The sequence below is a fragment of the Bartonella sp. CE47NXGY genome, from assembly GCF_042195415.1.
Classification (GTDB): domain Bacteria; phylum Pseudomonadota; class Alphaproteobacteria; order Rhizobiales; family Rhizobiaceae; genus Bartonella.
The window spans coordinates 33,830-44,623 of the sequence record NZ_JBHIOI010000011.1 but is presented as its reverse complement, the minus strand read 5'-3'; the positions used below and the strand labels follow the sequence as shown (position 1 = coordinate 44,623).

At 38.6% G+C, this 10,794-nt stretch carries 7 protein-coding genes; 5 read left to right on the top strand and 2 right to left on the bottom strand.

Going from position 1 to position 10,794, the window contains the following annotated elements:
- A partial coding sequence (locus ACFIL3_RS05170) for a transaldolase family protein (RefSeq protein ID WP_375681900.1) occupies nt 1-239 on the top strand: 239 nt, incomplete at its 5' end.
- Here ACFIL3_RS05170 and lptE read toward each other — a convergent pair.
- Together lptE and leuS are read right to left on the bottom strand one after the other, a co-directional pair.
- A complete protein-coding gene (gene lptE, locus ACFIL3_RS05165) occupies nt 236-844 on the bottom strand; it encodes an LPS assembly lipoprotein LptE (protein WP_375681899.1) in 609 nt (202 codons plus the stop codon). The two genes, ACFIL3_RS05170 and lptE, sit on opposite strands and share 4 nt — an antisense overlap.
- A complete protein-coding gene (leuS, locus tag ACFIL3_RS05160; RefSeq protein ID WP_375681901.1) occupies nt 831-3,473 on the bottom strand; it encodes a leucine--tRNA ligase in 2,643 nt (880 codons plus the stop codon). The genes lptE and leuS overlap by 14 nt, the downstream gene beginning before the upstream one ends.
- A 166-nt stretch (nt 3,474-3,639) precedes the next feature.
- Between leuS and ACFIL3_RS05155 the strand changes: the two genes are divergently transcribed.
- From ACFIL3_RS05155 to ACFIL3_RS05140, 4 genes are all read left to right on the top strand, one after another.
- Nucleotides 3,640-4,329, top strand: coding sequence for a YggS family pyridoxal phosphate-dependent enzyme (locus ACFIL3_RS05155; RefSeq protein ID WP_375681898.1), 690 nt, complete (start codon nt 3,640-3,642; stop codon nt 4,327-4,329).
- 2,456 nt (nt 4,330-6,785) lie between these two features.
- Complete coding sequence (gene acs, locus ACFIL3_RS05150; protein WP_375638254.1) at nt 6,786-8,729, top strand: acetate--CoA ligase; 1,944 nt, start codon at nt 6,786-6,788, stop codon at nt 8,727-8,729.
- 535 nt (nt 8,730-9,264) lie between these two features.
- A complete protein-coding gene (ftsE, locus tag ACFIL3_RS05145; RefSeq protein ID WP_273723097.1) occupies nt 9,265-9,924 on the top strand; it encodes a cell division ATP-binding protein FtsE in 660 nt (219 codons plus the stop codon).
- The coding region (locus ACFIL3_RS05140) for a cell division protein FtsX (protein ID WP_375681897.1) at nt 9,917-10,794 on the top strand (878 nt) is incomplete at its 3' end. The genes ftsE and ACFIL3_RS05140, both read left to right, overlap by 8 nt.

The following is a 10,794-nucleotide window of genomic DNA, read 5'->3' as shown; positions in this document are numbered from 1 at the left end:
ATGGAAGTGAACTGCTTCATGAAATTCGCACAATTTATGATAACTATAACTTTGAAACACAAATCTTGGCCGCTTCAATCCGCACCGTTAATCATGTCAAAGAAGCAGCACTCAGTGGTGCTGACATTGCAACAGTTCCACCAGCAATCTTAAAAGCACTGGTCAAACACCCTCTCACCGACAAAGGGTTGCAAATATTCCTCAACGACTGGAAAAAAACAGGACAAAATATTGCTTAATATCTAGAATTTTTATTGGAAAGATCTTTTGAAAGTAACAAAAAGATCTGTTCAGCCAACTCTTCCGCAACACGTTTTTTTGCATCTTCTTCTGCTTGCAGCGTTGCATATTCTTGACGAAGGCGTTCAAAAGATGCATTCATCATTGCTGTTCCTTTTGCAACAAGAGTATTTTTCATATCCTGCAAAGTGTAAGAAGCTCTGCTCATAACAGTTCCAACAGAAGGTCGTCCCTTTCTCTTTTTCTCGAAATCAACCTCTATCTGCATAGATTCTCTTGTAAAGACGGATATCTGTAATGCCAATTGATAAGCAGGTAGAGAAGGTTTAGCACCATTTCCATACAAAAGAAAAAGCAGATGGTTGCGCACCATTTGTCCAAAACGATCCGAAGGTTCTTCCACAACAATAGAAGCAAGCTTTTGCGCTAATCCCAAAGAAGCTTGTCCAGAAGGGTATCCAGAAGCAGGATTCCCATAAGAAGCAGAATCCATTGTCATTGCACTCTGCAACTCTTGACGGTAAAGCGGCTCAACTTTGCATCCACACAACAGTGTGAATACGCCCGCTAAAACGACAAGAATAAAACTTTTAAAAAACGACATTCACAATCCTTTGTGGAACAATAATGATTTTTTTCACAGGCTTTTCAACCAGCTGTGCCTTTACAAAATCTAAAGCCAAAACCGCTTCTTTAATCATCACCTCATCAGCAGTTGCTGCAACGCTCACCTCACCGCGTTTTTTACCATTAATTTGTACTGGCAAAGTATAGCATTCCGCAACGGTTAACGTGGGATCATAAACAGGCCAAGCAAGCGCAGATATTAAATTTTTTCCCCCTAAAGCAGCATGACATTCTTCTGCTAAATGGGGCATCATTGGTGCAATCATAGCAAGAAAAAAATCCATGGCTTGACGTAAAGAAGCTTTCATTTCATCGTCAACACTTTCTATCCTATTTAACAACGGCGCCATAATATTCAAGAATTCATAAAGGCGTGCAATAGCCCGATTAAAAGCGAATTTTTCCAAATCATCTTCTACAGCGTGGAGCGTGCGATGTGCGACCTTTGAGAGTTCCAAAGCCGCTCCCTGATGCCCTGCACAAGGCGCCACATCCTTTAAAATAGAAGCACTCACAGCCACATGGCGCCAAACACGCTGGACAAAGCGATGTGCACCTTCAACACCAGATTCTGTCCAAATGACATCCCGCTCGGGAGGAGAATCTGACAACACAAACCAACGCACAGTATCAGCGCCATAAGATGCAATAATATCATCAGGATCAACGACATTCTTTTTTGATTTTGACATTTTCTCAATCAAACCAATCGTCACTTCACTTTGATCGGTTAATTTATAAGCACACCGCTTTCCATCTTTTTCAACAATCGAAATTTCTGCTGGAGAAACCCACCCTTGATCATCTCGATAGGTTTCATGCACCACCATACCTTGGGTAAAAAGCCCCTTAAAAGGCTCATCGACCGTCACATGACCGACCAATTTCATGGCACGCATAAAAAAGCGCGCATAAAGAAGATGCAAAATCGCGTGCTCAATTCCACCAATATATTGTTGCACAGGCAACCATTCAGCTGTTGCTTGTTTATCAACAGGTTCTGATGTAAAAGGAGCCGTAAAGCGTGCATAATACCAAGAAGAGTCAACAAATGTGTCCATGGTATCGGTTTCGCGTTTGGCCGGTTGACCACAGGAAGGACAAGTAACATTCTGCCATGTTTCATGTCGTGCAAGAGGATTGCCCGGTTGATCAAAAGTAACATCATCAGGCAACACAACCGGTAAATTGGCACGTGGAACAGGAACAACCCCACAAGTTGTACAATGGATCATGGGAATGGGGCACCCCCAATAACGTTGCCGTGAAATCCCCCAATCACGCAAACGAAATTGCACTGTTTTCTTCCCTTGCGGTTGCCCATTGAGCATTTGTTTTTCAAGCTTTTTAGCAGCTTCTTCAAAAGCTTGTCGGGGTGTCAAACCATCCAAAAAACTGGAATTGATCATCACCCCATCACCCGTATAAGGTGTTTCAGTAATAACAAAATCTTCTGCTTGCTCTCCTTTTGGCAAAACCACGGGTTTTATTGGAAGATCATATTTACGCGCAAAATCGAAATCTCTCTGATCATGAGCTGGACAACCAAAAACAACCCCTGTTCCATAGTCCATAAGCACAAAATTCGCGATATAAACGGGAATATGTACTGTTGAATCGAAAGGATGAACAGCCAAAAGGGGCGTGAGAAACCCTTGTTTTTCAGCTGTTTCAAGTGCTGCCGTTGTCGTTCCACCACACCGACAATTTTCAATAAAAGCACTCAACGCTTTGTCTTTTTTTGCCAAAGCTTGTGCAATAGGATGATCAACAGACAGAGCCAAAAAGGAAGCGCCAAACAGTGTATCAGGACGCGTTGAATAACAAACAACCTCATCAAATTTCTCACAAACATCATCAGCATCACCCGCCGACTTTAAGGCCCAACGAATCAGCAAACCTTGTGATTTTCCAATCCAGTTTTTTTGCATGGTGCGAACTTTTTCCGGCCATTGGTTCAGCTCTTCAAGCCCTGCCAAGAGATCTTCACTAAAGTCGCTAATTTTGAAAAACCACTGCGTCAATTCCCGCTGTTCAACCAACGCACCAGAACGCCATCCCCGTCCATCAACCACCTGTTCATTAGCCAAAACAGTATGATCAACGGGGTCCCAATTCACCTTAGCCACTTTACGCGCAACCAACCCCTTTTGATAAAAATCAAGAAACAGCATTTGCTGGCGGTGGTAATATTCCACATCACAAGTCGCAAATTCCCGAGTCCAATCTATCGAGAGCCCTAATTGTTTTAATTGCCCACGCATCACCGCAATATTTTGATAAGTCCAAGTTTTAGGGTGCACTTTATTTTGCATAGCAGCATTTTCAGCCGGCATCCCAAAAGCGTCCCACCCCATAGGATGAAGCACATTAAACCCCTTTGCGCGTTTATAGCGTGCCACCACATCCCCCATGGCATAATTGCGCACATGCCCCATGTGAATGCGCCCAGAAGGGTAAGGAAACATCTCTAAAACATAATATTTTTCACGAGCATCTTCTTGGACAGTCTGAAAAATTTTCTTTTCATCCCAAATTTTTTGCCATTTTTTTTCTCTCGCACGTGGATTATAGCGTTCGCCTATCTTATAATGCTCAATCGTCATTCCCATTATACTCTTTTAATAAAACTGAACCAAAAAACTTGTTTTATTATGCTTGACCATGGATTAACCTCATCGTCAACATTTTCGTGAAATATTTCCCTAAGTATTTTATAAAACTTTAAAAAAAACGACCAACTCTTGAACAAAAACGGTAAAGCACAAAAACATGAATACACAAACACCCCTCGATACCCCTTCCATTGAAGCATGGCAAAACCTTCAAAAAGACATTGCTGAAACATGTCAAGAGTTACAACGCCCCGTAGAAGAAATTGAACTTATCGCGGTTTCAAAAACTGTTTCTGCCACTGATATACGTCCCTTTTTGCAAGCAGGACAATCTTTGTTTGCAGAAAACCGCGTACAAGAAGCAGCACAAAAATGGCCTGCTTTACGTCAACAATTTGAAAATATTAAACTCCATCTCATCGGTCCCCTACAATCAAATAAAGCTGCTGAAGCTGTCAAAATTTTTGATGTTATTCAAACGGTTGATCGTGAAAAAATAGCCAAAGTTTTGATGGACGAAATGCAAAAGCAAAAAAAGCATCTTCCCTGCTATGTTCAAGTCAACATTGGGTTAGAACCGCAAAAAAGTGGTGTTGCACCCCAAGAAGTGATCCCTTTTGTTTCTCAATGCAAAAACAACTATGGACTCGATATCATCGGTCTTATGGGCATCCCCCCCTTAGACGAAAATCCCGGTCCCTATTTCGCACTGTTAGCAAAGCTGGCAAAACAAGCCGGTCTTCCAAAACTTTCCATGGGCATGTCCAGTGACTTCAAAACCGCTCTACAGTTTGGCTCTAACGTCCTTCGCATTGGCTCTGCTTTATTTGGAAAACGCCCTGTGTAAAGCAATTTCCCCTTATATAAATTCCCATTGAAGATTCTACGAACAAGCCAAAAACAGCAGAAATGAGAAAAATATTCCCTTCAATCTCAATAAAGGAGCAATTCTAGCAAAAAAGCTAGTCTTCTCAAATTTCTCACCGGCACATCCACAACACGTACAATAGCTTCAAAATAGCATTACAATTTGGCTCTCATATTCTCGCATATTGGCTCTACTTTACTCCCCTCTGAACGCCTCTCCAGCAAAAGCAACATAAAAAATAAATCCTTATATAAAAGCAAAATGATAAGAGGGGCGTTGAGCATGAATGAAAAAACTGTCGCAAAATCACTAATAGCAAAAGAATATTGAATACGATTATCGCAATGATTTTCATTGAAAATCACGCATTCTCTTAACTTCTCCAACATGCGTAAACAATTTCCCCGCATGCCAATGGCGTAAAGCAGGCAAAAGAGGCTTATGGCTGCATAATACAATAACAAAACTCTTTCATGTAAGTCACTTGAGCAAAATAAACATCTCAAATACCCAATAGAGCACCAAGAGCCGCGCTAAACAACATGCTAGCAATCTATAAGATCAACGATAGCATAGAGGCTTTCTATGCTCTACAAAGCGTAAATACAGTCAATATCCGCCTGAAAAATAAAAGAACTAATCCCAAGCATATGCGCATAATACATGCAGGCAAAACAATGGTAATGAAACCGATTTCAATAACGATATTCCTTCGCCGTTATTCCTTTGTCGTTCTCTTAAACAAAGAGAAAAACTTCAACTTTTCATACACGCAATTTTTCTAAATTTAAACTTTAATTAAGAAAAACATGGTGTCATTACTTATATTTTAAAAATTTATAAGTAATATTATTATCTTCTTAAGAAGAAGATTTCACATATAAAAAAGTATTAATACAATATAGTTATTATTTATTACAGTATTTTTATCACCATTTTTAAAGTTTATATTTGTAATTTCTCTAAAAATACGTGATAGACATTTGAAATGTATAATTATGATTAATATTTTTAATGTAGATAATATTAGGAGTATTAAACTGAAACATTTTGGTTCAGGTTTAACTTATACGATACATGATTCAACACCTATCATTTATGGAAATACATGTAGTACTAATGATTTTATGTCTCACATAGGCGCAAGAGGGTTGGCATGGAGCTTTTGATGGAGGAATAGGCAGAGCAATTCTAGGTGGTATAACTGGAAGACCAGCGGGTGCATTTACAGGTAGACTCTTAGGCGCCGCAGGTGGATTCTTAGCAGATGATCTTTGGGCTTTATAGAAAAAGGTCGTGAATGTTGGTTCTAATTTATAGAGAATAGCGACAAAGATATCTCTGAAATTAGTATTTTTGTAAATATTGGAAAGAATATACCAAATATCTATGGACAAAATATTTTTCAGAGATATCTAATAGTATAAGATAATATAACTAGGATTTTACTATAATGAATATTCGTTATGAAATCGTAAGAATGTTTTGTATGCTTGTTGTATTTGTATCTCTCTATACTAGTATTATCAAAGTATTCTGTGATCGGAGTTGGAAGTTATCTATCATAACATCATTATCGGGAGGAGTTGTGCTATTTATTTTTGATAGTTTGTGTAGATACTTCGGTTTATATTAATATTTATCGGATGAGTTTCGAGTACACTGAACAAATTTTTTCAAAAGTATTTATTAATCTCATTACTATAACTAGGATTTTGTTATAATAGATATTCATTATGAAATTGTAAGAATGTTTTGCATGTTAATTATAATTACTCCTATAATTGCCATTCCTTTTAAAATATTCAGTGGTGTGAGTTGGAAATTGTCTATTATAATGGCATTATCGTCAGTTATTATTTCCTTTATTTCTGATATTTTGCGTAGATATTTCGGTTTATATTAATCTTTATTGAATGAGTTGCGAGCACGCTGAATAAAGTAGCGACGATACTATTAATGAGTGGTTATCATTTATAATGACAGATTTTACTCATAAAATTATTGAATCGCTTATAGCAACGTTTTTTTCTGGTTTTATATATATTTTTATTATAAGTTTATTTATTATAGTTGGAAAGATTCTCTAAAAAAATCATTATTAATAAGCTGTGTATTCTTTCTTATGAGTCTTTTATTTAACGATATTGGTTTATATCAAATTCTGAGAAATATTTTATAATAGACATTTTTTAAATGTCTTAGTGTGTTTATAAAAAGCTCTATACCGCAATAGGTTTTGCTATATTTGAGTATCCTAAAAGCATAAAATACTCTCTTTGAATACAAACGTATCAGATTTAAAAAATTGACTATTCTAAACTTTGTCATTTAGTCTAACCTCACAATGAAAAGCTTTTGGGAAAACTCTGCCACAAATATAACCATACAAAAATACAGAGGCAGATTTTTCCAAACAATAAAAAGAGGGAAACATGACTGAAAAAATTTATCCAATATCAGAAGAGATCAAAAAAAATACTTTACTCGATGAGGAAACTTATCAACAATGGTATCGAGAAAGCATTAATGATCCAGAAAGCTTCTGGGCAAAACATGGTCAACGCATTGAATGGTTTAAACCTTTTACAAAAGTAAAAAACACTTCTTTTAACGGAGATGTCTCCATTCAATGGTACGAAGATGGGATAACAAATGTTACCTATAATTGCATTGATCGCCACCTGAAAACCCATGGAGACAAAATCGCGCTCATTTGGGAAGGAGATAATCCTTATCATGATAAAAAAATAACCTATAACGAGCTTTATGAACATGTTTGTCGTTTTGCCAATCTTTTGAAAAGTCGTGGCATTAAGAAAGGCGATAAAGTAACCATTTATCTTCCTATGATTCCCGAAGCAGCCTATGCTATGCTTGCTTGTGCTCGCATTGGAGCTATTCATTCGGTTATTTTTGCTGGCTTTTCTGCTGAAGCAATAGCAGGACGCCTTGTTGACTGTGAATCAACCTTTATGATTACCGCTGATCACGGCTTGCGTGGCGGCAAACGGATTAACTTAAAAGACAACGTTGACCATGCTATTGAGATAGCAGCGCGCCAAAACGTGCATGTGGACCAAGTCATGGTTATACGGCGGACTTGTGGACCCATTCAATGGATAGAGGGACGTGATTTTTGGTACCACGAAGAGATAGCTCATGCCAAAACAGCTTGTCCACCAGAACCAATGAACGCTGAAGATCCGCTTTTTATTCTTTATACTTCAGGCTCAACCGGCAAACCCAAAGGTGTTTTGCATACCACAGCAGGCTATCTTGTTTTTGCCTCGATGACTCACCAATATGTTTTTGATTACCACCCCGATGAAGTTTACTGGTGTACAGCTGATATTGGTTGGATTACCGGTCATTCTTACTTGGTTTATGGACCTTTATGCAATGGTGCGACCACTTTAATGTTTGAAGGCACACCAACCTTTCCTGACAAAGGAAGATTTTGGCACATTGTCGACAAGCATCAAGTCAATACACTCTACACCGCACCAACAGCTATCCGCGCCTTAATGGGAGCAGGAAATTCATTTGTTGAACACTCAGACAGGACGTCGTTGCGTCTTTTAGGCACAGTAGGAGAACCTATTAACCCAGAAGCATGGGAATGGTTTTATCATATAATTGGAAATGACCGTTGTCCGATTCTCGATACATGGTGGCAAACGGAAACAGGAGGGCATATGATCACACCCTTGCCTGGTGCAACCCCCCTCAAAGCAGGATCGGCCACACGTCCTTTCTTTGGTGTTCAACCCCAAATTGTTGATGCCCAAGGCAATGTTTTAGAAGGTGAAGCAGAAGGCACTCTTTGTATCAGTGATTCATGGCCAGGACAAATGCGCACACTTTATAAGGATCATGAACGCTTTATTCAAACTTATTTTTCCTCCTATAAAGGAAAATATTTTTCAGGCGATAGCTGTAGGCGCGATAGCGACGGTTATTATTGGATCACAGGACGAGTTGATGATATTCTCAATGTCTCGGGGCACAGATTAGGAACCGCTGAAATTGAATCAGCTCTTGTTTCTCATCCCTCTGTATCAGAAGCAGCTATTGTGGGTTACCCGCATCCCATTAAAGGACAAGGAATTTATAGTTTTGTGACCCTCATGGAAGGAACAGCGCCAAGTGAAGAATTGCAAAAAGACCTTATCAAGCATGTGAGACAAGAAATAGGCTCTATTGCCATATTGGATAAAATTCAGTTTGCTCCGCAGCTTCCCAAAACGCGATCAGGGAAAATTATGAGACGTATTTTACGAAAAATCGCTGAAAACGATTTTGATACTCTCGGAGATATTTCAACCCTTGCCGAACCACAAGTTGTTGAAGATCTGATTGCCAACCGACAAAACTAAAAAACACGACGCAATACAACATACGGTGGTTTTTGTTTTTTTTGCTAAAATTATCTCAGCATTATTACGAAAACCACCGAGGAGAATAAAAAATAAAACAATTCACGAGAAGCTCAATCATTCTAACAACAAACGCTTTTTTTCATAACAGGTAAGAAATAATTTAAGCAAAAACCTCAGGATTGGGATGCGAACAAGAATAAGAAAGTAAGATAAAAAGAGCAACATAGCTTTTTAAAATCACCTAATGTCCACTCAATGCAAAAAAAGCCTCTGAGTAAGAAGGAAAAATAGTTCTGATGTTTATGCTAGAATCCCTTTGAAATTCCTGCTAAAATCATAAATAAGGCTAAAAAAAGAAAGTATAAGTGATAATATTCTTGAGCAAAAATATTTATCTATAACGAGGGTGTATAAAAAATATTGAAAACCATGAAATCTAAAATAAACAAGCTTACAACAAAAATCTAAAGCAATGAAAGTAAGAGTTTTTAGAATAAATGATGCAATATAAAATCAGGAGTAATAATAAAAAGTGATTCATTTTGAAAATGTCGGCCTACGCTATGGAATGGGCCCTGAGGTCCTTCGTGATATTAGCTTTCATATTCCTCCTGGATCATTTCAATTTCTCACAGGTGCCTCTGGAGCAGGGAAAACGTCGCTGATGCGTCTTATGTTTTTAGCACTCAAACCCACCCGCGGTCATATTGATCTCTTTGGAACAGACACAGCATTACTCAAACGACAAGAGCTCCCTGCGCTGCGACAACGTATCGGGGTGGTTTTTCAAGATTTTCGTTTACTCGACCACATGACCACTTATGAAAATGTCTCCTTACCTTTACGCATTAAAGGACAAGAAGAAGCAACCTATCGCAGTGAAGTGGAAGATCTTCTCTGTTGGGTAGGTCTTGGAGATCATATTCATGTTTTACCACCGGTTCTTTCCGGTGGGGAAAAACAAAGGGTAGCCATTGCACGCGCACTCATTGATCAACCTGAAATTCTACTTGCCGATGAACCCACCGGAAATGTCGATCCGCCCTTGGCAAAACGCCTACTGCGTTTGTTTATTGAATTAAATCGTTTTGGAACAGCTGTTATCATTGCTACCCATGATATTGCCTTAATGGAACAAGTTGCAGCACGGCGTATGCTTCTCCATAACGGACGGATGACGATTCATGAATAAGTCTTTCCCCATTTTTACAAGCAATAAAAAAAATACAACAGCGATTATTCCCAGTGGTAATATTTCTGGAAAAGCATTAGTTGCCGTGATTGCTATTATGACATTTCTTTCAAGCCTCACCTTAATCGGTGTTGATTTGGTCCAACGTGCCGCCCAAAATTGGAGTAATCAGATTAGCTATGAAGCAACAATACAAATACGCCCCATTGACAATGTTGATATCAACAAAGCACTCCGTGATGCCGTACAATTGGTTAAAACATTTTCTGGTGTACAAGATGCAAAAATTGTTGACCAAAAAGCTACAGAAAAGTTACTGGAGCCATGGCTTGGAACAGGCTTCAATGTCAATGAACTACCCCTTCCCCGCCTCATCATTGTGACCCTGAATGGGGATGAAAAAATCAATTTTTCAGCCATTAATCACGCCATTAAAACCCAAATTCCAGGAGGTCAATTTGATGATCACCGTGTTTGGGTTCATCGTTTTGCGACCATGGCACACACCACTGTTTTCATTGGTTTTTCAATTTTAGCATTGGTTTTAGGCTCTCTTATCCTCACCATCATTTTTGCCACCCGCAATGCATTGGCAGAAAATACACATATTATCAATGTCTTATATTTCCTTGGTACTGAAACTCTTTTCATTGCTCGCCAATTTGACTGGCATTTTTTTAAAACTGCGCTGCGTGGTGCTTTATATGGTGGTCTCACAAGCATATTTCTATTTTCAGCCTTTTGTCTCTGGACGAATTATAACTTGGGAAGAGTAGAAGCTAGCCAAGTAACAGCTTTGTTTGGACATCTTTCCATAAGTTCCATCCCCTACGGAAAAATCATTTTTCTTATTATTTTCGTTTCTTTTCT

Excerpts from the sequence above, each read along its gene's own strand:
- lptE (WP_375681899.1), bottom strand. The coding sequence starts at position 844 with ATGTCGTTTTTTAAAAGTTTTATTCTTGTCGTTTTAGCGGGCGTATTC.
- acs (WP_375638254.1), top strand. The coding sequence starts at position 6,786 with ATGACTGAAAAAATTTATCCAATATCAGAAGAGATCAAAAAAAATACT.
- leuS (WP_375681901.1), bottom strand. The coding sequence starts at position 3,473 with ATGACGATTGAGCATTATAAGATAGGCGAACGCTATAATCCACGTGCG.
- ACFIL3_RS05155 (WP_375681898.1), top strand. The coding sequence starts at position 3,640 with ATGAATACACAAACACCCCTCGATACCCCTTCCATTGAAGCATGGCAA.